Raw genomic sequence first — 26535 nt, forward strand, 5'->3', positions numbered from 1 at the left:
AGCAGGCGAATCCCGTCGGGTTTGGCACGGACACCTTGCGCGTCACAGGGTCCGGGGGGGACCAGGTCGGCCGTTGGGTCGTTTTGGTCCACCGTGGCTTGGCGCGAATGATCCGGCTGCGGGACCGCATCGATGCCGGGCACGCTGAATCGCTCTTTTGCGAAGGGATAGGTCGGTGCGCCGATGCGACGCGGGCGACCCTCGACGGGAAGCCGCGCCCAATCCACATCGAGCCCCTTCACCCACAACCCCAGCACTTTTTCCAGTTTACCCTTTTCAAGCCAGGCGGTTAACGTGGCTTCGAAATCTTCGTCGGCGGTGAAGGCGGCAAGTGCGGGATCTTTGGCGCCCGCGTTGCCCCGAAGGATCCCGCACTTGTCCGAGCCGTCGAGAAAGGCCCGCAGGCGCTCGGCCAATTCGCCGAACGATGCGGCCACACAGGCGAGGCGATGGGGCATCCCGTCGCGACCCACCCGAAGGGTGAAGGCCAGATCGGCCGGCGATAGGGTCCGGTTCCACGGCTGGGCTCGCGGTGAGGGTTCTCCCAGCCCACCGAGGCATTCGGCCAACGCGGGTAGCGTGAAGCGCGGAAAGTCGGAGGCGCTCAGGTCGTCGTAGCCTTCGTCGCGCAGGCGTTCGGCGATCCGGTTCCAGTGCAGGAGGCCCACGCCGAAGTCCTGCATCGTCTGAAGCTCGTCCAGATCGGCCTCGTCGACCTGAAGCACCTGGGCCACCACGGACCGCAGGAACCCGATCCTGGCCTCGCGATCCACTTCGGTTTCCGAAGCGGAAAGCTTCGGCGCCGATTGGCGCTCGGCAAAGGCCAGCAGGCGCGTCGCCTGCTCGCGCAATTGTGCCTCGCTCCTGGCCGAAACTACGAAAGGCAACGCGCCGGTCGGTTCCTCGCGGGCGACCGACGGTTCGCGCCACGCCTCGATGAGCATGTGGGCGTTGGTCCCGCTGAACCCGAACGAGTTGATGGCCGCCAGGCGCGAGCCGGCCGCGTTGGCCGCCCAAGGTTTGGCTTCCGTGTTCACGTAGACCGGGCCGGCGCCGAAGTCGATGTGCGGATTGCCGGCGGCGTAGTGGATCGAAGGCGGCAGGGTGCGGTGCTGGAGACAGAGCAGCACCTTGATGGCGCTCAGCACCCCGGCCGCGGCCGTCGTGTGCCCGATGTTGGCCTTGAGCGAACCCATCGCGCAGAAGCCCTTCCTGTCCGTGAAGCGACCGAAGGTCCGGTTGAGGGCGTGCACCTCGATCGGATCGCCGAGCGGCGTGGCGGTGCCGTGGGCCTCCAGGTAGCCGATGTCCTCCACGTTCAGGTTCAAGCGCCGGTACAACTCGGTCTGCAGGTCGCTTTGGGCGGAAACACTGGGCACGGTGATGCCGGATGTGCGGCCGTCCTGGTTGACGGCGCTGCCGCGCACGACGCCGTAGATGTGGTCGCGATCGGCCAGCGCGTCCGCGAGCCGCTTGAGAATCACGATGCCCACCCCGTCGCCGACCACGATCCCGTCGGCGTCCTTGTCGAAGGGGCGGCAGGCGCCGCGGGGCGAGAGCATGCCGGCATGGTTCATGGCGACAAAGGAACCGGGATGGGTGTAAAGGGTGATGCCGCCGGCAACCGCCAAATCGATTTCCCCGTTTTTCAGAGCCTTACAGCCGAGATCCATGGCGATGAGCGAAGAGGAACAGGCGGTATTCACGGCCAAGGCCGGGCCCTGCAAGTCGAGGAAGTGGGCCAGGCGCGCGGCCAAGATGCTGGGTTCCATGCCCAGCATGGAGAAGTAGGAGAAATCCTGGCCGTGGGCGACGCTGCCCATGGTGCCGATGTAGGTGCCCACGCGGTGGCCGGCCAGCGAGGCGGGCGCGTGGCCGGCGTCCTCCAGCGCGCGGTAGCCCTGCTCCAGCAGGATGCGCTGGGCCACGTCCATCTGCGCCGCTTCGCGCGGCGAGATGTTGAAGAAGAAAGGATCGAACGAGGCCAGGTCGTCCATCGCGCCGTAGCGGGCGGGTACCGGCTTTTCGGCGTGACGCGCGAAGTGATCCAACCAGTGGGGTCGCTCGATGTCGCGAATGCAGTCGCGTCCGGAGCGGATCAGGTCCCACAGCTCGTCGACGTCGGCCGCGCCCGCACAGCGCGCCGACATGCCGATCACGGCGATCGGGTCCTCGGACGTTCGATCGGGTGCCACGGATGGCGGTGCCGCTGCCACGATCGCCTTCGCCGGATCCACCACCCGCGGGCGTACCTGCCGGATGGGCGGCGCGACGGGCTCGGGCGGCAGTGCGTCCGCCACCTGTGCGGCCAGGTCGGTCAAGCTGTGGCAGTCGAACAGCACGCTGGTGGGCAGCGCCAGATCGAAATGGACGTTGACGGCCTGGGTGAGTTCCACCGCGTTGACCGAGCTGAGCCCCAGTCGTTTCAAGATCTCCATGCCTGCGATTTCGGCTTCCCCGAAACCCAGCACCTTGGCGAAGATGCCGCACAGGGTGGTGCGTACGGCGGCGATGCGGGCGGGCGCGGGTCGATCGTCGGGCGGCTGAGCCGCGCCGGTCTCGGTGGAAGCCGATTTGGGGTAAGGACTCCGCCCGGAGGCCTGCATGCGGGCCAACGCCTCGGGGTAGGGCGTCGGGTGGGCCAGCGCGCGGCGGTTCTCGGCCAGTCGTTCCGCCTCGCTCAGGTGGCCGGCCTTGCGCAGGCGGATCAGGTGGTAGCCGATCCAACCGCGCGCCAGGGCCTGGGACTGGTTGGCCCAATTGCGGTAGGTGGCGCGCACCACCTCCGGATGGCCCTCCGTGTGCCGCTCGTAATCGGGATCGTGCAGGAAGTTGGCGATCTGGGGCGAGACATCGATCAGCGTGTCGAAGACAAGGCCGTGCCGGGCCAGCAGGGCCACCCAATCCTCGCGGGTGGGAATGCTGATCTCGACCCTGGGATCCACGATCGCGCCGCGCAGGTTGGCGATGAAATCCATCAACAAGATGTGCCCGCCCTCCTCGAGAGCGGCGGTCAGGTTGGCGAATAGCGCGTCCTTGTCGCGAATGTGGAAGCTGACCTCGATGCCCAGGATCAGGTCGTAGCGATCGGGAAACGGCTGGCCAGCGCTGTCGCGGTGGAAAATGGTGGCGCGCTCGGCCAGGCCCAGCTCGCGGATGCGGCGGTTGCCCAGCTCGGCCTGGGCCCCGGTGATGGTGTACCCGTGGGTCTGCACGTGAGGGAAGGTGGCGGCGAGCTGGATGACGTCGGAGCCGTGGCCGCAGCCGAAGTCCAGCACCTTGTGGATGCGGTCGAAGTCCTCGCGGCAACACAGCACTTGGCGCATTTCGACCTGGCGGGCCTGCATCAGGGCGCGCTCGCGCGGGTGGGCGGCGGGATCGAGGAACACCTTGGTCATGGAGAAACCCGGCACGCGTTCGGCAAAGGGACAGAAGGTCAAGTAGGTTTCGTGGTGGCCGTCGCGGCCCTGCTCGGCCCAAAAGGTATAGAATTCCGCGGCCTTGTTTTCGTAATCGGAGCCCTGGTCCTGCATGGCGATGTCCTCGGGGATTTCGGGTTGGGGATGGATCGAGCAGATGCGGGTTGCGAAGGGGTAGGTCGGCAACTGGCAGAGCCGCCGCGGCGGGCGGCCGGAAAAGCGTTCGACCCAGGGCACGTCACCACCGTGGACCCAGAACTCGGCGAGCGTGGCTAAATCGGAGCCAGGGGGCGGGGCCGGATCGCGATCGGAGGCGGGCTCGCGGTCGTCGAGAGCCGCGGCGAACCAGGAGCCCGTGTGGCGGCCCGATTGCCAGGCTTCCAGGGCCGCGTCGAAGGCGGCCAGGTCGGCAGCGACCACGGCGAGGCGGTGGGCCATCGCCTCGCGGCCCGTCTGCAGGGTGAAGGCCACGGCGGCGGGGTCGCGCCCAACGGCCGTCGCGAGGAAACGGCGCCACGTGTCCACGAGCGCCGCGAGGCGGTCGGGCTCCCGCGCCGACAGGACGAAGAGCCACGGACCGTCAGAGTCGGCCGGTTCGGCGGGTGCCGGCGCCGTGTATTCCTCCACCACGACGTGGGCGTTCACGCCGCCGGCGCCGACGCCGGTGATGCCGGCACGGCGCGGCAGCGTGACGCCGTCCAACGTGATCGGGGCCCAGGGCGCGGTCTCTCGTTGCAGGCGGAAGGGCAGGCGGTCGAAGGGAATGTTCGGGTTCAATTCGGAGGTGACGGCGGTGGGTGTCAGCGTGCGGTGTTTCAAACTGAAGACGACCTTGGCGAGTTGGGCCATGCCCGAGGCCGACTCGCTGTGTCCCACGTTGGGCTTGAGGGAGCCGAGCGCGTAGGTTGCGGACGGCTCTTCCGGTGCGGTGGATGGGGCACCGGTGAAGACCTGGCGGAGGGCCGACATCTCGACGGCGTCGCCCATCTCGGAGCCGTTGGCCGCCGCCTCGATGTACCCGATCGAGCGGGGATCCAGGCACGGGCCGGCGAGTGCCTGGCGGATGACCTCGGCCTGGGCCCGGGGATTGGGCACGGTGTAGCCGTTGGTCCGGCCGCCGTGGTTGACCGCGGAGCCGCGAATCACGGCGTAGATCGGGTCACCGTCCCGCTCGGCCTGGCGCAGGGGTTTGAGCACCACCGCTCCCACGCCTTCGCCGGGCACGAAGCCCGTGCCGCCGCGGGCGAACGCCGCGCTCTGCGCCGTGTGGGACAGCAACTGGGCGCGGGTCAGCGCCACGTAGGTCGCAGGGTGCAGGTAGAGGTTGACGCCGCCGGCGATCGCCAGCGCGCCGCGCCCCGAGCGCAGGTAGCTGCAGGCCTGGTGCACGGCGACCAGCGCCGAGGAGCACATGGTGTCCACCGGCAGGCTGGGCCCGCGCAGGTCCAGGTGATAGGAAACCCGATTCACCAGCGAGGCGAACGAGGTGGCCGGCAAGGGGCCCTCGGTATCGGCCGCGTGCAGGTCGAAGCCCAGCTTGGTGATGCCGCCGAACACGCCGGTCCTGTGACGCAGATCGTCGGAAAAGGTCGAAGCCGTCAGGCCGGCGTCCTCGAGCGCCTTCCACACCTCCTGCAGGAACAGGCGCTCCTGGGGGTCGATGAAGGCGGCTTCGCGCGGTGTCATGTCGAAGAAGCGCGGGTCGAATCGATCGACGCCTTCGAGGAAGGCGCCCCACCTGCCGTGGGTCTTGCGCACGGCGCCGGCGGCAGCGGGGTCGGGATGGTGGTGGTCGCGCCAGTCCCAGCGCTCGCGCGGCACCTCGTCGATGGCGATTCTTCCGGAGACGAGGTTGTTCCAGAATTGGGCGAGGTCGTCGGCACCGGGGAAGCGGCCGCTCATGCCGATGATGGCGATCGGTTCGGCATGGGCGGTCTCGGGTTCCGGTGATGCAATGTCCGAACGCGCGACGGGGGGTTGGTATGGATCGGAGCGAGGAACGGCGAGGTGGCCAGGGGCCGCGCTGGCGCCCGCAGCGCCGATCCAGTCCCGGCAGGCGGCGGGGTGCGACGCGGCCAGGTCGGCGGCGACATCGGCCAGGGTGAGATGCTCGTAGAACAGCGTTTTGGATACTTCCCCGAGTGCTTCGGTCAGTTTCAGATTCAATTGGTTGACGACGAAGGAGTCGAAACCGTAGCGTTCCATCGGCCGGCGGGCGTCGATCCGTTCGGGCGGTAATTTGATAACCGTGGCGAGCAGCAGCACCAGTCGGCGCGCCACTTCCCGGGCGAGGTCGGCGGGATCGAGGGCCGGCTGGCCGACCGCCTCACGGGGCGCGGCGGAAAGCGGTGCGCCGGCGAGCACGCGGGCGCGCACCGCGTCGCGGTCGCCGGACAGCACGAGCAGGCGATCGCGTCGAAGGGCCAGGATCCGATCCAGTGCTGTCAATCCGGCGGCGGTCGCCATCGGCCGGAGCCCGGTGCGGCGCTGTACCGACTCCTGGGTGGCGTCGTCCATGGCCATGCCGCCCGCTTGCCAGAGCGGCCAGGCAACGGCAACGGTTTGGCCGTGGCGACGGCCCTCGGCCACGCGGCGGTTGCGCCAGGCGGCGAACTCGCCGAGGAAGGCGTTGGCGGCGGCGTAATCGGCCTGGCCTGGGTTGCCCAACTCGCCCACGAACGAGCCGCACAGGAGGAGGAACCCCGGCTCGAGGTCGCGCGTGGCGCGGTCCAGGCAAACCGCGCCCAACACCTTGGGGGCCAGCACCTGTTCGAAGTCGGCCGCGGTCTTGTCGCGAAGGTAGCGGTCGCGCAACAGGCCCGCGCCGTGGATGATGCCGTCGATGCGGCCGAACTGGCCCACCAGCGAGTGCACCAGGCTGTCGACCTCGGCCTGGCTGGACACGTCCGCCCGGCAGTAGACGACATTGGCCCCCAGGGCCTCCAACGCGGCCAGGTCGGCCCGCTTTCGTTCGGTCAACGGGCTGCGGCCGCAGAGCGCCAGCACGGGTTGGCGGACGGACTCGGCGATGTGGCGGGCGAAGACGAGGCCCAGGCCACCCGCGCCGCCGGTGATCAGGTAGACGCCGCCGTCGCGCCAGACCGGTGTCACGCGGGCCTGCGATTCGGATTCGGATGTGGCTGGCTCGGCCCATCTCGCCACCTGGCGCCGACCGTCGCGATAGCGGACGTGCACCTCGTCCAAGGCGGCGGCATTGGCCCGAATCCGTTGGCGCCAATCCACGTCGCGTTCACCGGCGTCGATCTCGATGAGCTGGGCCCGCAGGTTGGGGTTCTCCAGGTGGGCGGTGCGCAGCAGGCCGCCCAGCGCCGGGTAACGCGTGTCCCCTTCGCCGCCGGGCACCACCAGTTGCAGCAGGGTGCGGCCCCGACCGGACTGTTTCGGCAAGTCCCGAATCAGGGTGAAGAGCTGGACGGCCACGTCGACGAAGAGCGGTGCCTGGCCTGAAGCTCGGGCGGGCAGGTGAACCATTCTCACCTGCGGAAGGTGGGCGGCGATCGCTTCGAAACGATCGGGTTCCAAACCCGCGATCACCAGCAGGTGGCAATCGACAGGGCCGGACGGATCCGCGTCGGGCGCAGCCACGTCGCGCCAGTGCCGAACCGCGAGTATCGGCATCGTCGCGTCGTGTTCGGGCACCGTGGGACGCTTGGCGACGATTGGCTCGGGCTCGATCCAAAACCGCTCGCGGGCAAAGGGATAAGTGGGAAGCGCAACCCTCGGTGGTGGCACATCGAGCCATCGCTCCCAGGGGACTTCGCCACCCTGGACCCAAAATTCGGCGACCCGTTCCAGCGCGTCTGCGGCGAACCATGCCGCGAGGGTGCGGTCGCGCTCGGCGTCGTCGTGCATGAGCGATGACGCCTCCCGGTCCTCCCGGTCCCCCGCACGCAGAAAACCGGGCGCGGCCAGGGGATCTCGAGCCAGTTGCACCAAGGCCCGCTCCAGCTCGGCACGCGACCCGACGGGTCTGGCGACGCGCAGGTCCATGGCCTGGCGGCGCTGCAGGGCGCAGAGCAACGTGTCGAGCGAGGCGTCGGCCAAGGGCTGCGCATCGAGCGCCTCGGCGACCCGCCCGGCATGCACCTTCAACCGCTCGGCGTCGACCGCCGAGAGCACCAACCAGCGAGGCACCGAGCCCGCTTGGTCGCCTGCCGGTTGGGTCGGGTTTTCGGCCAGCACGACATGGGCGTTGGCGCCGCCGGAGCCGAAGCTGCTCACGCCGGCGAGCCGGGGCCCGCCCGACGGGGGCTTCGGCCAGGAACGGTGCTCGGTCACGATGGCGAGCGGGGTCCCGGCCAGGTCGATGTGGGGGTTCAGCGAGCGGAAATGGGCCGTCGCCGGCAGCTCGCGACGGGTCAGGCACAGCAAGGTCTTGAGCAGGCCGGTCAGGCCGGCCGCGGCCTCCAAGTGGCCCAGGTTGCTCTTGACCGAACTCAGCCCGCAGGTGCCGGGCTGCGGCTCGATCCCCGAGCGTGCGTAGGCCTCGCGCAGGCCGCGTACTTCGATGGGGTCGCCCAGGGGCGTGCCGGTCCCGTGGGCCTCGATGTAGCCGATCTCGTTGGGGTCCACGGCGCCGTTCTCCCAGGCGGCGCGGACCAGCTCTGCCTGAAGATCCGGGTTCGGCACGGTCAGGCCGCCGGCCTTGCCGCCGTGGTTGCATGCGGTGCCGCGAATCAGGCCATGGATCGCGTCGCCGTCGGCCCGAGCCGCGCTCAGGGGCTTGAGCAGCAGCACGACGCCGCCTTCGGCGCGCACGTAGCCGTCGGCCGAAGCGTCGAAGGGACGACACAGGCCGTGGGGCGAGAGCATGCCCGCCCGATAGAAGCCCACGCTGTTGCCGGGATGGCACATCAGGTGGACGCCGCCGACGAGCGCTTGGCTGGCTTCGCCCGCGCGGAGCGATTGCACGGCCGCGTGGACCGCCACGAGGGAACTGGAGCAGGCGGTATCGATCTGGAGGCTGGGCCCGGTGAAATCGAAGAAATAGGAGAGACGGTTGGCCAGGACCGCCATGGCGTTGCCGGTCTCGAGGTGGCCGTCCACGGCCGCGCCGCTTCGCTCGAGCAGGAGCCGGTAATCGGCGGTGCTGGCACCGACGAATACGCCGGTGCGCGGGACCCACAGGCGGCGGGCGCCGTAGCCCGCGGATTCCAGCGTTTCCCAGGCCAACTCCAGCAGCAGGCGCTGTTGGGGGTCCATGACCTCGACCTCTTTGGGCGAGAGCCGGAACAGGCCGATGTCGAAGGTGTCGATGCGGTCCAGGAACCCACCTCGATCGATGCCTCGGTGACGGCCGCGGGGGTCGATGTCCTCGGGCCAGTGCCAGCGGTCCTCGGGCAGCTCGCCGATGGCGCAGCGGCCTTGCTTCAGGAGTTCCCAAAAGCCTTCGGGATCGGACACGCCGCCTGGCAGGCGGCAGGCCCAGCCGATGACGGCGATGTCTTCGTGTCGGGGGGGCGAAGCGGGGAGGTTCTGTCGGGGTTTGGGTTGGTTTTGGGTGGGGCGGGGGGTTTTGATTGTGGGCTTTGTGGTGTTCGCTTCGTTCGGGGACTCCTGGGTTTCCCGCTTCGATTGGGATCTTGGCGCCGCGGCTCTTTCTGGTTGCGGGAACTCTGGGGTTGTGTTGTTTGGATTTGTCGTGGCGGCGCTCTTTGTTTGCGAGGGCTCTGGGGTTGTGTTGCTTCGATTGGTGGAGCAGGCTGCTCCACCTACTGGCGCGACGGCGCTCTCTGCATTCGGGCACTCCAGGGTTGCTTCGCTTCGATTGGTGGAGCAGGCTGCTCCACCTACTGGCGCGACGGCGCTCTCTGCATTCGGGAACTCTCCGCTTACCTTGCTTCGATTGGGCGTTTTGTCGCTCTCGGCGTTCGGGAACTCTCCCCTCGCGTCGCTTCGATTTGTCGGGCCGGCGGCCCAACCTACTGCCTCGACGGCGCTCTCTGTATTCGGGGACTCTCCGCTTACCTTACTTCGATTGGGCGTTTTGTCGCTCTCGGCCTTCGGGAACTCTCCGCTCGCGTCGCTTCGATTTGTCGGGCCGGCGGCCCAACCTACTGCCTCGACGACTCTCTCTACATTCGGGGACTCCGGGGTTGCGTTGTTTCGATTGGTGGAGCAGGCTGCTCCACCTACTGGCGCGACGGCGCTCTCTGCATTCGGGGACTCCGAGGTTGCGTTGCTTCGATTGGGCGTTTTGTCGCTCTCTGCATGCGGGGACTCTCGGACGGGGGGCTTTGATTGGGTGGGGTTGCTTGGAACCAAACGCTTCTGGAGGTGATTGGCGATTTTCTTGGGGGTGTTGTGGTGGAAGAAAAAAGTGCTTTCCAACGCGATTTTGAAATGATCGCGAATGCGTTCGTTCAGGCTCAAAAGATCGGCCGAATCGAGACCCATCTCCATCAGGGGCCGCTCGGCATCGTAGGCCTCCCGGCCCTCGGGACCCAGGCAGGCGCGAATCGATTCGGCCACGAATCCCCGCACCTCGCCAATCGTGGCGCTCGGAACGGGTACGTCTCCCGACGTCTCGGGCTTCTCATCCCCGCGCTGCCCGTGCACGTCCACCTCGTCGCGAACGCGGCGGTGGATGTCGTAGCGAACCAGGACGCCGTTGCCCAGGTTGCGGGCGTCCTTGGGCCGATAGCCAGGCATCAGGTGAACCACTTGGGCGCCGTGCAATTCGTGAAAGCGCAGGACCGGATCCAACAGGCGGCCGCGTTCGTTGCGCAGGTGGATGTAGTCCCCCAGCGGGACATCGGCATGCTTGGGGTAGTCCCGGCACAGGGTGATCGCCACCACCGATCGCACCCCGGCGGTCAGGCTGCAACGCTGCAACATGAACTCCAGCAACTGGTCGCCCAGGTGGCGGTGCTGCAGTTCGGGCAAAATGTTGACCGCCAACAGTTGCGCCACAGGCCCCTCGGCACGGTGGCACAGCCCCACCCGTTCGACCGGCACGTGCCGAAGCACGGACTCCTCCGCGATGCGCTGGGAGTAGATGATACCCACGACGCGATCTTCGTGTTCGAGCGCGAACTGTCCTTCGGGATAGCGCTCGATGCGCTTGGCCAGTTCGCTCCGCGGCATGCGCAGGTCGCGTGACCAACAGCGCTCTTCGAGGTGTGCCAGGGCATCCAGGTCGGCGGGGCGGGCGCAGCGAATGCGGTAGTCGCGCCGTTCGTACCGGGCCAGGGTGAACAGGGCCGCGGCAGGACCTTCCGGCAGCCTGGCCGGCTGGGTCCGAGCGATGTAGCCGGCCTCGGCCGCGGCGATCAGGTGCCGTTCGGCCGTCGATTGCGAAACGGGGTCGCACAGGCCGCGACCCGTCGCCCAAAGGGCCAGGGCGCCGCACGCGCCCACGGCGGGTTCACCGATGGGTGCATGAGCCGCCAATACCAGCAGATCGCGGTGGGATTCGGGACGCTCGCCGGGCTTCGACAGCCACGAGGGCGTCGGCGTTGCCGGGCGGTTCGGCTCGGCGGAAACACGCCAAGTTGCCGGCGATGCACGATCCAAAAAGGTGTGAAGATCCAGGCTCGCTTCGGCATCGCCGACCGCACAGCCCGCCAAAGCCGCATCCCAGCAAGGCCGGAAACGGGTCCACGCGAAGGACCTCGCCCGGCGGTCCATGGCCGGATCGATCCAGGGCAGTTCCTCCACCTCGGCTTCCTCGAACAGTCGATTCAACCGTGTAAGCAGGGGCCGGAAGGTGGCAGCGAGGGTCATCGCTTCCACGACGCGCGACCAGGATCCGGACGAGACGGAACCGTCGCGATTCGCATCGAGCGGGGAAGCCCATTCGATCGAAGCGAAAAACTCGGCGATGGCCGTCACCAGATCAGGGTCCAGGCCGGCTGCGGGCCCCGCCCCTTCTTGCCTGCGTGAATCGCACCAGTCGCCCAACGCGAGAAACGACGGCACCGCCACGCACCCCGCTAGGGTGTCCCGCAACGATGCGGGCACCTCCCGCGGCACCCGGTCGAGCGTGCGAAACGCCGTCAGCAAGGCGGCCCGACCGCCAGGTTCGGTCAACAGGCTCGGGATGGAAAACCCGTACAAGGCCAGCAGGTCGGGCAGGATCGCACCGACATCGAATCCTGGCCAGGGCTCCTCGCCAAGACTGCCAGCCACATCCTCTACCGAGCCCAGCACCGTTCGGATCCAACCCTTTACGCGTGAACGCAAGCAAGCCGCGGGCGTCCAGGCCCCATCCAAAGGCATGGGAAAGGGGGTTTCCAAAAAAAGGCGCTTTTTCCTGATTTCGACAATGGGAAGGGCGAAATATCCGGTGCAGAACAGATCGAGGCGACGCGCCTCAAAATGGGGCATGCCATCCATTGGACATTGCAATGAAGGCGGTATCAAAGTTCCAGCTCCCTAAACATGTGAGATTGATGTATCGACATGATGAACGCAGCCTGGGGAAGGGCTACCTGTGGGTGATCAGCCTGGCGCCAGAGTCACGAGTGACTGTGGAGAGGGATCATGAAAAACCCGACAAACCAAGGGTTCGCGCGCGTGGACAGGCCAACGGCGGGCACTGCCTACACCGCGGCGAAATCGCTGGAGTTCGGGATTCCAATCGCAGGGCAAGAGGGCAAAAAGGGGCAACCGTGTCTTTTAAAGAACACTGGAAAAAAGGGATAGTTTCGGAGATCAAAGTAACGCAGAAAATAGCATATCTCTGCGAGTGATGGGTTGGATTATTGTAAAAATTTAGAAATAGAATTCGTCATTTCCAACTCAATCCGGCAAATCCGTCAAAAATCCGAATAAATGCCCTTCGCATGTGACGGCGACCCATTCGCGCCCGGCCATGCCATGGCGAAACCGATGCGCTCCAACGGGTTCCAGGCCCAGCGCCCGTCCTACCCACAGGGACGGGGTCAATGGCCTTTCACGTGCAACACCAGCCGTTCGGGACAGTGGTTGTTCAGGCAGTGAGGCACCCAGGTGGTTGGCTCGGCCCGTTCGAGCACGGGGTAGCGGTCGAGTAGCATTTCATAGGCGATCCTGGCCTCCAACCGAGCCAGGGGCGCGCCGAGGCAGTGGTGGATGCCGCCACCGAAGCTCATGTGGGGGTTCGGGTTGCGGGCGATATCCATGTGATCGGGGTTCTCGAACACCGCCGGATCGCGATTGATGGCGGCGACCAGGCCGATGCAGACGGATCCCTTGGGAATGGTGGTCCCGCCGTAGTGGAAATCCGCGTTGGCGATACGCGGAATCAGGTAGGCGCCGGGTTCGACGCGCATGGTTTCCTCGATCGCGGTCTTCATCAAATCGGGGTTCCGGCGCAGGCGGCGAAACTGATCGGGGTGTTCGAGCAGGGCGTGAATGCCGTTGCCGAGCAGCGATACGGTCGTCTTGTGACCCGAGATGATCATGGTGATGAAGTTGGTGACCAGTTCGTCGTCGTCCAGATCGCCGTCGGGCGGGCCCGTGGCGATCACGGCATCGATGGGACGATCGTCGGCGTTGCGGCGGCGATGGGCCATGAAATCGCGAGTCCAGGCCTTGAATTCGATCAAGTCGTCCAGCGCGCGTTTCTTTTCCTCGGGCGTCATCAGGAATTCGCTGATTCGCAGGATCGTGTCGCTGTAGCGCGCGATGTTCTCGGCCTCGGACATGGGCACGTCGAACATGCCGAGGATGATGCGGAAGGGCAGGTGACGCGCGAAGGTGGGCATCAGGTCCACTTCGCCCATGCCGGGCATTTCGTCGAGCAGGGCCTGGGTCTCGGCCCGAATCAGGGGTTCCATGCGAGCGACCGCGGAAGGCGTGAAAAACTTTTCGTAGGTTCGCCGCATCCGGCGATGGTCGGGCGGGTTCACATTGAGGATCTGGGGCTGAAAGGCGTTGAACAACGCATAGGTCAGGGGATCCTTTTCGCGGTTTTCCGGGGTGTACCAACTGTTGTTCATCAAGCGCGTGTCGTTGCCCATGATCTTGGATCGGGTGACTTTGGTGAAGGCGTCGTGACCCAGGGCGAAGTAGGCCGCGCCCAGGTCGTTTTGGAGAATGGGGCCGATGGCGCGCAGTTCGTGCAGCAGGGGATGGGGATCGGCCAAGAACTCGGGACTCGAAAGGGTACCCCACCAGTCGAACGTCGCGGGATCGAGGGTCTGTTGCTCCATGCTCATGTATGCTCCCATGGGTCGGTGTCGGAATGGGCGATCGCCGGGCGGAGGAAATCCGTTCCACGGGTCTCCGGTGTTCAAGGAGGCAACGGAGTCGGCGCACTTCACGAAAGCACGGCCGACGCAACGGTACCGATTTACACCGAGATCGAGAAATCGTCGCAAATCATCATTTTTTCGTATCTTGAAGGACGGAATACAAATAGAAATATACCACACCATTCACGGGGATCAACGCATTCACGGAGTCGTCGCCCAGGCCGCTGGGCCGCCATGTCGAAGCCATCCATGCCGGGAGTGCCCCCATTCCCTGAGTGGCGTCAGGCCCGGTTGGTTCATCGGCCCGATGAACCCTTCCAAACAATCCATGCCGGGAGTTCCCCCATTCCCTGAGCGGCGTCAGGCCCGGTTGGTTCATCGGCCCGATGAACCCTTCCAAACAATCCATGCCGGGAGTTCCCCCATTCCCTGAGCGGCGTCAGGCCCGGTTGGTTCATCGGCCCGATGAACCCTTCCAAACAATCCATGCCGGGAGTTCCCCCATTCCCTGAGCGGCGTCAGGCCCGGTTGGTTCATCGGCCCGATGAACCCTTCCAAACAATCCATGCCGGGAGTTCCCCCATTCCCTGAGCGGCGTCAGGCCCGGTAGGTGCCGGACCCGCCCAGAGCGACGGGCTGACAGACCCAAGCGATCCGGTATCGAAGAAGACAACCGTCAAAGCGGACTCAGCCCTGACCAACCCAACTGCAGCTCCGACCCTCAAAGCCTGCAGGGACTCTGATCATGGATCACTTCGGCAAGTTCGTCCGGCGGGCTTACCGCCCCTGATGAACCTACCTGGCACGACGCATCTCTCGGCACTCAGGGACTCCAGGCGGATATATTTCAAGAGAGGTTCTCCATTCAATCGGCTTGGCTGATCGACCCTGCCATAGGCCAGAGAACGACGACCTGGGGAGTTCCATGGGAACCCGTTCTCGAGAGAAATGTCACATCCGGCAGCGACTCGGGCTGTTTTCAGTTACGTGACAATTTGTCACGTTACGATATCGGGTGCCCCGTGACCGCACCAGGCCGCGATCGATCGTCAAGAAAACATTTTTTCAAGGTCGTTTTTTTCACCAATCTCACCGCCAAGCGCCACTTCTTGGTTGGATCCAGACGTCGAACCCTTGGCCCGCCTACGTCGAGCCACCCATCGCTTCGCGAGGCCAACAATTTGAAAAAGAATATCTTGGGCCCTTTTTTTCGCGGCACACGAATCGGCTCACCATGGCACAGAAGTTGTTCTTCCGGCGGGCATAGCGGGAAAGGCACCGAGGACCGATTGGAGACCCGTTCTCGGACACTTTCTTCATTAATTAAGTAGTATCGAGGTTTGCCACGAATGACGCCATTGACCTGCACGAAGCAGATGTTTTTGATCACCTTGTGCTTTTGGATGACCACCCAGGCGCTGAACGCACAGGATCAGACCGGCCCACTCTCCCCTCCCCGACCCTCCGCCGCGACCTATCCCAAGATCTATCGCACCGCGCAGGGCACACCCGAAATGCGAACCCCTCGCCCGGAGCCACGGGACGCCGCAACCGCAAGGGCCACACGCCCCCTGGACATCGAAGATTGGATCGAGCGCACCCAGTCGCGGCGCGCACCCGGTGACGCGGCACCCGCCGCGGCAACGCAAGCTTCGCAAGTGATCCTGGCCGTGCCGGCGAGCTCGATGTCGAAGCGCGGCAAGCTTTTGAAAACGACGCTCGCCGACATTCAGGGTGAACTGATCTCGGAGTTCACCACCCACACGGGCCGCTACTACGCGCTGGTGGCCCTGCCCGAGGGTGGCACGCTCGAAGAGGCCCGCGGCAAGGTCCGCCACAAGAGCGGCGAGCTGCAGGTCCTGCCGGTGCAGGCGGCCACGCTCTACACGGCTCCCGACGATCCCTACTACCCTTATCAATACGGTTTGAAAAACAGCCAGACGGTGCACGAATTCTACAGCCCGCCACCGCACCCGGACGCCCATATCGACGCGGAAGCGGCTTGGCGGACGCAGACCGGTTCCCGCGACGTGGTGGTCGCCATCATCGACAGCGGCATCGATTTGAATCACCCCGACCTGGCCGCCAACCTGTGGCGCAATGCGGGCGAGATTCCCGGCAACGATGTGGACGACGACGGCAACGGCTTCGTGGACGACGTGCACGGGTTCGACTTCGCGGCGAGCCTCGACTCGGAAGACAGCGATCCCGACGACGCATTCGGGCACGGCACCCACGTGGCCGGGATCGTCGGTGCGGTCGCGGACAACCAGGCCGGCGTGAGCGGCGTGGCCCAGCAAGTCTCCCTGATGGCGGTCAAGGCGTTCACGGAATTTGGCGGCACCAACGATTTCATCCTGGCCAAGTCCCTGGACTACGCGATCGCCAACGGCGCCGACGTCATCAACGCCAGTTGGGGCATGAACTACCCCAGCGAGCTGGTGAAAGCCGCCCTGGAAGACGCTGCCGCAGCCGGGGTGTTCGTCTCGATCGCCGCCGGCAACGAAAGCCAGCAAATCGGCACGGGCATGCAATGGCTGGACAGCTACCCGGCCGCCTTTCAGATGTCGCATACCATCAGCGTCGCCGCCACCGATTCGGCCGATCGCTTGGCATCCTACTCCAACACCAGCCCCACCCACGTCCAGATCGCGGCGCCAGGTTCGACCGTGCTCAGCACCTACCTGCCCAGTCGGGTTCTGTACGCGGAAGACTTTCAATCGGTGCCGGAAGGGCGCCTGCCCGACGGCTACGTGAACGACGGCACACCCCCATTCGCGGTGAACGCCACGGGACACGGCGGCCCCGAGAACAAGGCCCTGCGCGTGGCCGGCACTTCCTCCGGCGAAAGCGCCATGACCTCCTCCAGCATCCCGATCCCCGACGGTGCCACCGGCTTTCTGGCCTTTCTGAACCTGGCCGTGGACATCACGGCGGAACTGGGCGGGGACGCCCAATTCGTGTTCCAACTCTGGGAAGACGGCGCCTGGGAGGATTACTTTCGGGTGTTGCCGACCAGCATCGACTACCATGCCAAATCCTACTACCACCTGGAGATCCCGCTGCTCTACAGCGAAACGCCCGAATCCATTCGATTCCGCCTGGTCTACACGGCCGGTGACGGCGACGAGGATACCTACGGCGTGGAAATCGACAACCTGGTCCTGACCTCGTCCACTCTCGAGGTCGATCCCGACAGCGACTACCCGCACGCCTACAAGTACCTCAGCGGGACATCGATGGCGGCGCCCCACGTGGCGGGCGCGGCGGCCCTGCTGCTGGCCGAAGACCCGGACCTCAGCCCCCACGCGGTGAAAATGCGGCTCATCGCCAGTGCCGATCGCCTGCCGCACCTCGAAAACAAGGTCGGCGGCATGGGCCGGCTCGACGTGGGCGCCGCGCTCCACGCCGAAGGCGGACTGACCCTCCTCACGGACATGACGCAGCGCACGGTGCGCCAAGGCGAGACCCATCCCCTGCTGTGGCACAACCACGACGCGCCGGACGCCCCCGTCGAACTGTATCTGGCCCGCAACGGGGAACCGGTCGCGGGGACCTCGGTGGCCATCGGCGGCAGTGCCGGCCTGGCGATCTGGTCGGTACCCGACGTGGCACCGGGCGGCTACCGACTGGTTCTGGCCAGCGACGGCCAGGAGGTGTCCAGCGCGCCCTTCAACATCGAGGCCGCCATGGAAGTGTCGATTCCCGACCTCAACCTTCAGGCCTACCTGATGGACATCTTCGACCGCAACGGCGATGACCGCCTGGTCACGCAGGAACTGGCCACCTACCAGGGCCTGCTGCGAATCCCCGCCCTGGGCATCACCGATTACCGCGGGCTGGAGTGGGCCAACGGCGTTCACACCCTGATCCTGGAGAACAATCCCGCCGTCCACCTTCCCGATCTCTCCAGCTTCGAGGCGATGCACACGTTGATCGTCACCGGCGCACGAGCCGAGACGATCTCCGAACTGCCCGAAAGCCTGCGCGCCCTGCAACTGGAGAACATGCCGCTGGGCTCGCTGCCGAATCTGCCCGCCGGCCTGGAAGAGCTGGTCCTGGTGCAGCTCCCCCTCGAAACGCTGCCCAACCTGCCCCGGGAAGAGATGGACCTGCTGGTGCTCCAGGGTTTGAATGTGGCCCGGTTGGGTCCCTTGCCGCAAAGCCTGGACGACGGCTACCTGATGAACATGCCGCTTCGATACGTGGCATCGCTGCCGCGGAAGGTCAGTTTCGAATTCGTGATGCACGACCTGGCGTTTCGAACCCTGCCGGATCTGCCCGAATCGGTCGCGATCCTGACGCTGTCGCGCCTGATGTTGTCCAAGCCCCTCGACTTCTCGGACGGCACGCGGGTCAGCACCCTGAATCTCAACTACCTGACCGGCCCGGCCGGGCTGATCGGTTTGCCGGAACACCTGCACGACCTGAACCTTGACGGCAACCAATGGACGGAGCTGCCGCCACTGCCGGAGGGTCTGGCCTACTTCCGCGCCCGGTTCAACCAACTGACGGAGCTGCCGGATCTACCGGCGTCGATCGAAATTCTGGAAGTGGACGGCAATCAATTGACGGAACTGCCGACCTTGCCGCCGCAGCTCTTGATCCTGTCGGCGCGGAACAATCGGATCACGGCATTCCCCGAGTTCGAAAACGACCGACTCTTCGAGGTCGATCTGGGCCACAACCAGATCACGCACGTCGATCGTTTGCCGCAAAGGATCCTGACCCACCTGGACCTGAGCCACAATCGCCTGTCGACCCTGCCTCCGCTTCCGGCCACCGTCATGGTGCTGAACCTGGCGGGGAACCGGCTCACCGAGCTACCCGACCTGTCCGCCGTAGATGTCTTGGTCTCGCTGGACGCCTCCGCGAACCAACTGGCGGAAGTCCCCATCCTGAACAACCCCGATCTTCGCCTGGTCCACCTCGAAGCGAACCCCTTCGACGAAACCCACTGTGCCGACCTGGACCTGTTGCAGGCCCGCGGGCTCCCCGGCCTCATGTGGTTCGATCCGTTCAGGCCCAAGATCGGTCACCTCCTGGACGGGTTCATCGCGGAACCCAACGCGGATGGACACCTGGGATTGTGCGATCCCAGCCGCGTGGACCAGCCGGTGACGGGCGTTCGGGTGTTCCGATCCGGTTGGGAAAGTACCCACGTGTTCTGGGACGGCGGCCTGCTGGGCGATGAAGCGCTCGGCGGCTTCAACGTCTACTGGGACTGGGGCAATCGGCCAGGCCGCCTGCTGGGCCGTTTCCAAGGCTCCGGAATCCACCTCGGCATCGATTTCTTCCAATATCCGGGCTCGAAGATCACCGTGGTCCCCGTGACCCAGGATGGACGCCAGCGTTTGGACCTGCTCGGAAGCACCACCCTGGCGGACGAGCTGGACCAGACCGAACAGGCCTTCCCCGAGTACAGTTTCCCCTCGTTGAGATCGATCGGAGACACCATCCAAACGGTCAGTGTGGCCGGCGGGTGGGCGGCCGATGAAATCGGCTTCGGGATCGTGGCCTACGACGCGGCGGGTGTCCGCATCGCCGAGGGTCGCGGGAGCCGCATTGCCGGCAAGGACCACGAGGTCTTCCGTCTCGACGAGGTGTTCGATGCGGATGTTCGTGCGGCGGCCGCGCGCTACGGCGTGATCGCCTCGCACACCTTCCACGTCGACGCGATCGCGGGCAACGATCGACGCCGGCACGAAATCGAGCCTGCATTGGTTGGTAACACCCGTGGCCTGGTCACCTTTCACCCGGCCTGGCTCAAGGAGCAATTCACCAAACTGATCGCCGTCAACCCGGGCCACCTGACTCCGGGCGGCGACGCCACCGTCACACTGGTGCTGCGCGACGCGGCCAACCAGGTTCTGGCGGAGCACGTCCTGCACCTGGCCCAAGGGCACACCGTGGTGTGGGAGCCCCATCAGATGTTGCCGGAAGACGCATCCGTCGAGGCGCTCACCTCGCTCACCTGGACCTCCGACGTGCCGCTCATGCTGTGGGACTGCCGCCGCACCACCGAAGCCGACGAGCTCGGTGTGGCCACGGTCGAGCCCAACCACGCGCAGCCCCAAATCGAGGGCGTCCTGCCGGACTGGGGCAAGTACCTGTTCTTGGACAACCCCACCGACAGTCCCGCCATCGTGCAGCTCCGCCTGATCGACCCGCAAGGCCGGCAAGTCTCGGCCCGCTCGGTCGTGGTGGATCCGCAGCAGGGCAAGCTGTTGGAAACCTACAACCATCTCTTCGCCACCTTCCAGGAGGGTAAGGCGCCGAGGGGCAGTTACGTGGCGTTCACTTCGTCGCAACCCGTGTACCTGCGCCAACGAGTCCAGGCCGACATCCAGGTCGCGTCGGCCTACATGGCCAGCCATGCCCAGGAGCAGATCCATCCGCAACATCGTTCGGGCAACGTCCTGCTGGCCAACGACCTGGCCTGGAGCGCCAACGTCGATTCCACGGTGAAGCTCATCAACCGGAGAGACGTGCCGGCGACCGTTCACGGCGTCGTCTACGATCATCGGAAAAACCACTACGACCTGCTGCAACTGGTCGTGCCGGCGAACGGCGCCGTGGTGGTGAACCGCGCGCTGCTTCGCGAGCGGATGGGCCTCAGCGACGTGGAGGCCATCGGCTCGATGCTGTTCATCGGATCCGCGGACGACCGTTTCTGCGGGTACCAGTTCAGCGTGGCACGCGACACCGAGGCGATGACCGCACGTGCGCTGACGATCGCGTTCTAACCGGATTCCGGGCGGTGATGTCGCTTAAGCGGATCGCCGCCCGTACCACCGAATCACGAAACGCCCGCCTTCCGACCAGGGCTGCCTTTGCTGAAAACTCGGATTTTTTTCATCTTTTTTGGCGGGTTGCCTTTTCAAAGGGGATTTCTCCAAGAGAGGCCCTCTCGTATCTCCGAGGAGGCCCTGAGAACGCAAGGAAGGCAGCATGAACTACTTGAAGACAATCCTGCTGGTGAGCCTGATACCGGTTGTCATGGCTCCACTCTCCGCACAAAACGAAAAAATGCGGGGCACCTGGTCCGGTATGAATCACTGGACCTCAACGCCGCTCAACCTGGACGGTGTCATTTCCGAAAACGACCCCAAGGGCGTCGATTTGGACAACCTGGTTCGCGATGTCGTGGAAAGTAACTCCAATACTTATTTTTATCAAATGATCGGTCGCGACAAACACTGGAACCTCTTTCCGGATTTCCTCACCCGTCTCTACCAAGCGGATCCAACCATCAGGGTTTTTGCCATGCCCACCACCGAGGTTTGGAAATACAATCCCAATTTCGATCTCTTCGGTCGTGTCCAGGATGTCGCCGATATGGCCCCGAATCATCCAAACCTGGCGGGTGTGTGTTTCGACGACTTCAGCCCGGCCTATTTCGGCGCCAACAAGCAACACTACAGCGAGAGCGAGTTGGTCAGGATGCGCGAAGCCCTGGACGGTTCGGGACGCCCCTTGGAACTCCTGATCACCGCCTATTACCAGGAGCGTTTTCTGCTCGACAAAAGCGTCTTGGACCGCTTCAAATACGGGTCCGGCTATTCCTTCGACGGCGTGGTCTTTCCCGTGTTCTACACTCCCGAGGAGTGCGAGAACGGGGACACCCACGAAATGTGCAAATTCCGGGGCCCCGAGAAGCCCGACGTGATTCCCGGCCAACTGGACAGGATCAGGGAGGGTCTCCTGCCGGGCACCCCGATCTACACGCTGATTTATGCCACCGGTTATCCCATTTGTTTTGACTGGGATGGAACAAACTGCCGAATCGTGTGCGCCACTTCCACGCCCCAATCCATGAGCGATGGCGTCGACTACGCCATGAATCTCTCCGACGGCGCGATCGTCTACCGTCTGCACACCGAATACATGGGGCCGCCTCGCTGGGGTTGCCAATCCGCCTATCACGCGGAAAAGAAACCTTTGATCCCGCAGGTCCTGCGCAAGTACGACACCCAAGACATCCAGCTCCTCAATAACGGTGAAACCTGGCTCAACGCCACCGCCGATGTCGACAAATTCATCGATTTCCAGATGAACGTTCCCTCGGGCGCCGACAACCTCAGGATCGAGGTCATCGACGGCAACGGCGACCCCGACGTCTATGTCAAATTCGGCGAGCCGCCCACCACGCTCTCCTACGACGCCAAATCGACCGTCTACGGTCTCGACGAGGTCCTGAACATCACCAATCCTCCCGCCGGCAAAGCCTATTTCATGGTTTATGGGAAAACCAAATTCTTCGCCAAGGAAGTGAAGATCACCTATGAGATTCCGAGCTGGCGAGGCGAACTGGGCAACGGCATGACGGATTACGTCTCCGGCACCAAGGGCCAGAGCATCCGGTTCTGGACGCCCGACATCCCCGCCGGGGCCACCAACCTTCGTTTCACCATGAGCGGTGGTAGCGGCGATGCCGATCTCTACGTCAAATACGGCGCCGCGGCGAGCACGGCGTCCTTTGATTACAAGTCGACCAACGGCAGTAACAACGACTCGGTGACGATCGCCTCTCCCAACGCCGGGAAATACTTCTTCACGGTCAACGGTCATTCGAATTTCTCCGGTGCGGTCCTCAACGTCAGTTGGGACGAGTCCGGCGACGGATCGAACAACCACGGCTGGGGCAGTGAATTGACCAACGGCCAGACCGTAAGCCTCTTTGGCCCGAACTTCATGCGATTCGAGTTCTACGTCAACGTGCCCGCGGGCGCCACGAACCTGGTCTTCACCACCGGCGACGGCTCGGGAGACGTGGACCTGTTCGTGTGGCACGACATCCATACGTCCATCGAATACCGCTCTCAAGGATCCGGCAACGCGGAGAACATCACGATCCCCTCACCCATTGCCGGAAAGTACCAAGTCGTGGTCAATTGCCAGGGACCTTTCGGCACCAATTTAAGAGTCTTTTGGCACTGAGCACCGCCTCCATGTCCACAGGCCGAACCGAAGCCGGGGTCGACGACCCCGGCTTTTTTGCTTTGTCGGGTCCCTCGTCGCTGCGACCGAGCACCGCACACACGGGGCGTGCGCCCCGCTTGATTTCGAGAGAGACACAACGCGAAGCGAGCCGTTGCGGAGAGCCCGCACACGCGTAGGAGACGTAAAGGCTGTAGGTTGGCCCGCCGGGCCGACCAATCGAAGCAACCCAAGCAACAGCAACTAATTGCGCCAAAGAGCGAAGCAGGAAATCTGCCTAACCGTACCTCACCGAAGTCGCAATGCCCACAGTCCCCGCATCGGGAGAGGGGCGTAAGGCCTGTAGGTTGGCCCGCTGGGCCGACGCGTCGAAGCAACCCAATCAACGACAGTTAGTTACACCAAAGAGCGAAGCCGGTCATTCCCCTCACGCCCCCAATCCGAAGCCGTAATGTCCAAAGTTCCCGCATCGCAAGAGGAGCGTCAGGCCTGTAGGTTGGCCCGCTGGGCCGACCAATCGAAACAACCCAAGCAACAACAGCCAATTACACCAAAAAGCGAAGCCGATTTTCTCCCTAATCGAACACCAACATGAATCACTTCGAATTGTTCAGCCGGCGGGCTTACCGCCCCTGCGGAACCTACCGGCCACGACAAATCTCTCGACATTTAGGCATTCCAAACGGATTCGTTCCAAGCGAACTCTCCGGATGCGCCAAGACCCGAAAGGAACGAGGCGTCAATTTTCATTTCAAAGGAGCAGAAAAGAATTTTGTAATTTTTTCGAGAAAAACTGTGAACTCCTTGTTATTCTAAATATCCGATTTTTCCCATCCCTTATCCTTCTCTCCCCTCGCCAGGCATGACCTCCGCGGTCGTGGCCGTCGCCGTGTCGTGGACGGCCCGTTCGAACTGGTCGCTGCGACCCCGCAGCGAGGTACCAAACCCAAAGAAGGAGTTCCCATTGTGCACAGATTTCGTGATCAACGTTGGTAAAGCCGGGAGCGTGAACGGGCGTAGCATGGAGTTCGCCGAGACCCTCCACTCCAAGCTCTTTTTCCGAGCGCCCAACCACGCCTACGACCAACGCCTTTCCGGTCCCGAATTCGGATTTACCTGGAAGGGCCGGTACGGTTTCGTCGGCATGAACGTGTTCGACTTCCCGATCTGCGTCGACGGCATCAACAGCATGGGCCTGGCCACGGGCGCGCTCTGGCTGCCGGGAACCCAGTACCAGACGATTACCCAGGTCTCCCGGGGTCTCTCCATCGACAACTTCACCGACTGGGTCCTCAGCAGTTTCGCCACCTGCGAAGAAGTGTGGGACGCGCTGAAGCACGGCGTGGTCCAGGTGGGTTTTCCCAAGTTGTTGAGCAGTTTGCTGCCTTTGCACTTTCCGGTTCACGACGCCAAGGGGAACAGCATCGTCATCGAATTCCTCGAGGGCCGGATCCACATCCAGGACAATCCGATCGGCGTGCTCACCAACGACCCACCCTTCGCCTGGCATCTTCAGAATCTGCGCAACTTCGTGGGCATCTCACCCTGGGACCGGGAACCGATGCAACTGGGCGAGCTGAGCCTCAACCAGACCGGGCACGGCTCGGGATTGGCGCAACTGCCGGGAGATCCCACCCCGCCCAGCCGCTTCGTGCGGACCACCATGATGGTGAAGAACGCCTTCCCCGCCGAGGATCTGGACGACGCGACCAACCTTTGCTTTCACGTGCTGAACACCGTGGACATCCCCCAGGGCACCGCGCGGTTCAGAGCCCGGAGCGGCCACACCATCAGCGATCACACCCAGTGGGCGGTGGTCAAGGACCTCGCACGCAAGATTTACTCGGTGCGCTACTACCATTCGCCGCAGGTCTTCTCGGTGGAATTGGACGGGGTTCGGCTCGACGAAATGAACGGCAAACAGTTCAAGGTACCCAAACGACCGAACTCGATCGACCTGACCGCCGAGGTGAAGGAGACCAAACCCTTCGATGACTGAGGCGGTGCCGAGCACCGCGCGCTTGGCACCTTCGAAATCCGGGCACGCGAAGCGTACGGCGTCCCGCCGGTGATGGGCACCCGAGGGGGCCCACCCACAGCGATCCCGCCGCGAGTATCAAAACACCACGTCCTCATCCAGGGGATAGATCGGTCTCCGCAGGTTTTGAAAATCCAACAATTCGTTGCGGGAGGTGGTGACGCCCTCGCCATCACACAGAAGCGTTTTTTTTCCGATCGACGCAAAGCCCGCGCGATAGTGAATCCGTGATTTCAACAGAAGGTATTTTTCATGCTGGGGCTGGATGCCCACCGAGGTGAACACACCCAGGTCCCAAGGTTCGTGATGGACGGAAACGACCACGATTTTCACCTTGCCGGTGTCGAAGACGGCGCTGGGCCCCATATCGACCTGGACACCCGTGTACATGGGACCCCGAACGGTCCAACGTCCATCGGTCAGCACCCGCACCGTGCCCTTCACCTGCAGGGGCTTTGCCTCGAGTGACAGCGAAGGCATATCCGTTTTCCCGCCGAGCATGAGGGTCATTTCGGCACCGACACCCGCCTGTTGCATGTGGACCACGGCCTCCGGATCACAGACGGCCGCCACGGCCACGCCATCCAGATCCCGTTCGATCAGTTCCCTGATCACCGCCATGACGTCCTGAGTCCCACCCGAGCCACAATTGTCTGCATGGTCGAGCAAGATCACGGGATGTTCGGAAAGCCGCTTGGCCTCGTCGATGGTCTCCGGCAAGGAGCTGCCGTGGTAAACGAAGTGGGCTCGTTGGCGCCAGGCCAGGTCGGCGATGTCCCTGCTCTGCCGCTCGGCGACCAGCTTGTCGGCGTCGGCGACGACGACCGTGCTCGAACCGGCATCCGGCACATCGGCCAGCGGAAACCCGCCAAAAAAGGTCGCCGCGAGAACCGAATCCCGTGTTTCGGCTTCACGACAGGCGGTGATCAACGATTTTACCGGCTGGTCGTCCGTGCCTTGCTTCAGTGTATGGGAAAGCAGCGGCAGTTGCGTGTGCACCATGACCGGGTGGACCTTGCCGGCCACGCTGTCCAAAACGATCCTGCCCACCTGCATTCCGACTTGGTACATATCCACATGAGGGTAGGTTTTGTAACCGATCAGGGCGGTGCAGTTGTCTACCATTTTTCGGGTCAAATTGCAGTGGAAATCACAGGTCACGGCAATGGGTAGGTCGGGCGCGATCGATCGAATCCGCTCCAGAAGGGTACCTTCGCCATCCAACGTGGTTTCTGCGACCATGGCACCGTGTAGATCCAGCAGAGCAAGATCACAGCCGGCAACGACCGCATCGCAAATCGCATCGCTCACCCGGTCGTAGGCCTCCGCGGTGACGATGCCGGCGGGCATCGCTTCGGCGGCAACCGGAAAGACGATGTCCGCGCCGGCCTCACGCGCCAGTTTGGTGTAGGCTGCCACGGGCATTCCGGTATGTTCGTAAAACGCCAGTGCCTTGTGGCCAAAGTGCGCGCTCCAGTTCTCGAACCGCTGCCAGTCGGTGACGATCGGCGAGAACGTATTGGTCTCGTGCTTCATCATGGCGATCAAGATTTTCATGACCAACCCCAAAAATTCGAGTCTGTTGCCCCAAACCTAACACCAAATCCAGCTTTCAGCCAGCCTCGGGCGAACTCGATCTTGTAAAGGAACTGGGGTTGGCGTTTTGGAGAACCGGTATGGGGGATCGGTCGGAGGGAATGGGTCGACACGGTCTGTGCTTTGCTCGAATGGAACTATCCGAACGGCCACAGCCGAATCTACCTGGCACTGCACCACTTTCGGCTGATGGGTACTCCTTGCCTACTTCGCTTCGAGATGTTCGGCTGGCAGCCGAACCTACCTGGCACCACGCCATTCTCGGCTTTCGGGTACGCCTTGCTTTCTTCGCTTCGACAAGTTCGGCTGGCAGCCGAACCTACCTGGCACCACGCCATTCTCG

At 64.1% G+C, this 26535-nt stretch carries 6 protein-coding genes (1 of these 6 cut by a window edge); 3 read left to right on the forward strand and 3 right to left on the reverse strand.

Annotation, left to right across the window (positions count from 1 at the left end):
* Together J3U87_RS31960 and J3U87_RS31970 are read right to left on the reverse strand one after the other, a co-directional pair.
* Nucleotides 1–11570 carry the start of an SDR family NAD(P)-dependent oxidoreductase gene (locus tag J3U87_RS31960; RefSeq protein ID WP_272932438.1) on the reverse strand. 20167 nt of this gene lie to the left of the window's left edge, so 11570 of the gene's 31737 nt are visible here — the first part of the coding sequence; the start codon lies at nucleotides 11568–11570; its stop codon lies off the left edge, out of view.
* 755 nt (nucleotides 11571–12325) lie between these two features.
* Entirely contained in the window at nucleotides 12326–13582 is a 1257-nt protein-coding gene (locus J3U87_RS31970) for a cytochrome P450 (protein WP_237379870.1), read from the reverse strand.
* Nucleotides 13583–14967: 1385 nt separating this feature from the next.
* On the opposite strand from J3U87_RS31970, the gene J3U87_RS35090 reads away from it, so the two are divergent.
* The 3 genes from J3U87_RS35090 to J3U87_RS31990 all read left to right on the forward strand — a co-directional run bounded on the left by J3U87_RS35090 (nucleotide 14968) and on the right by J3U87_RS31990 (nucleotide 24557).
* Complete coding sequence (locus J3U87_RS35090) at nucleotides 14968–20364, forward strand: S8 family serine peptidase (protein WP_272932439.1); 5397 nt, start codon at nucleotides 14968–14970, stop codon at nucleotides 20362–20364.
* A gap of 205 nt (nucleotides 20365–20569) precedes the next feature.
* Entirely contained in the window at nucleotides 20570–22558 is a 1989-nt protein-coding gene (locus tag J3U87_RS31985) for a PPC domain-containing protein (RefSeq protein ID WP_237379871.1), read from the forward strand.
* A 964-nt stretch (nucleotides 22559–23522) separates the two neighbouring features.
* Complete coding sequence (locus tag J3U87_RS31990; protein ID WP_237379872.1) at nucleotides 23523–24557, forward strand: linear amide C-N hydrolase; 1035 nt, start codon at nucleotides 23523–23525, stop codon at nucleotides 24555–24557.
* Between the two features lie 117 nt (nucleotides 24558–24674).
* On the opposite strand, the gene J3U87_RS31995 is transcribed toward J3U87_RS31990, so the two are convergent.
* Entirely contained in the window at nucleotides 24675–26153 is a 1479-nt protein-coding gene (locus J3U87_RS31995) for a M81 family metallopeptidase (RefSeq protein WP_237379873.1), read from the reverse strand.
* Between the last annotated feature and the right edge of the window lie 382 nt (nucleotides 26154–26535).

Origin of the sequence: Sulfidibacter corallicola (genome assembly GCF_017498545.1) — a bacterium.
Lineage (GTDB): Bacteria > Acidobacteriota > Holophagae > Acanthopleuribacterales > Acanthopleuribacteraceae > Sulfidibacter > Sulfidibacter corallicola.

Coding starts and splice junctions, on each gene's coding strand:
- J3U87_RS31970 (WP_237379870.1), bottom strand. CDS start 13,582: ATGAGCATGGAGCAACAGACCCTCGATCCCGCGACGTTCGACTGGTGG.
- J3U87_RS35090 (WP_272932439.1), top strand. CDS start 14,968: ATGACGCCATTGACCTGCACGAAGCAGATGTTTTTGATCACCTTGTGC.
- J3U87_RS31985 (WP_237379871.1), top strand. CDS start 20,570: ATGAACTACTTGAAGACAATCCTGCTGGTGAGCCTGATACCGGTTGTC.
- J3U87_RS31995 (WP_237379873.1), bottom strand. CDS start 26,153: ATGAAAATCTTGATCGCCATGATGAAGCACGAGACCAATACGTTCTCG.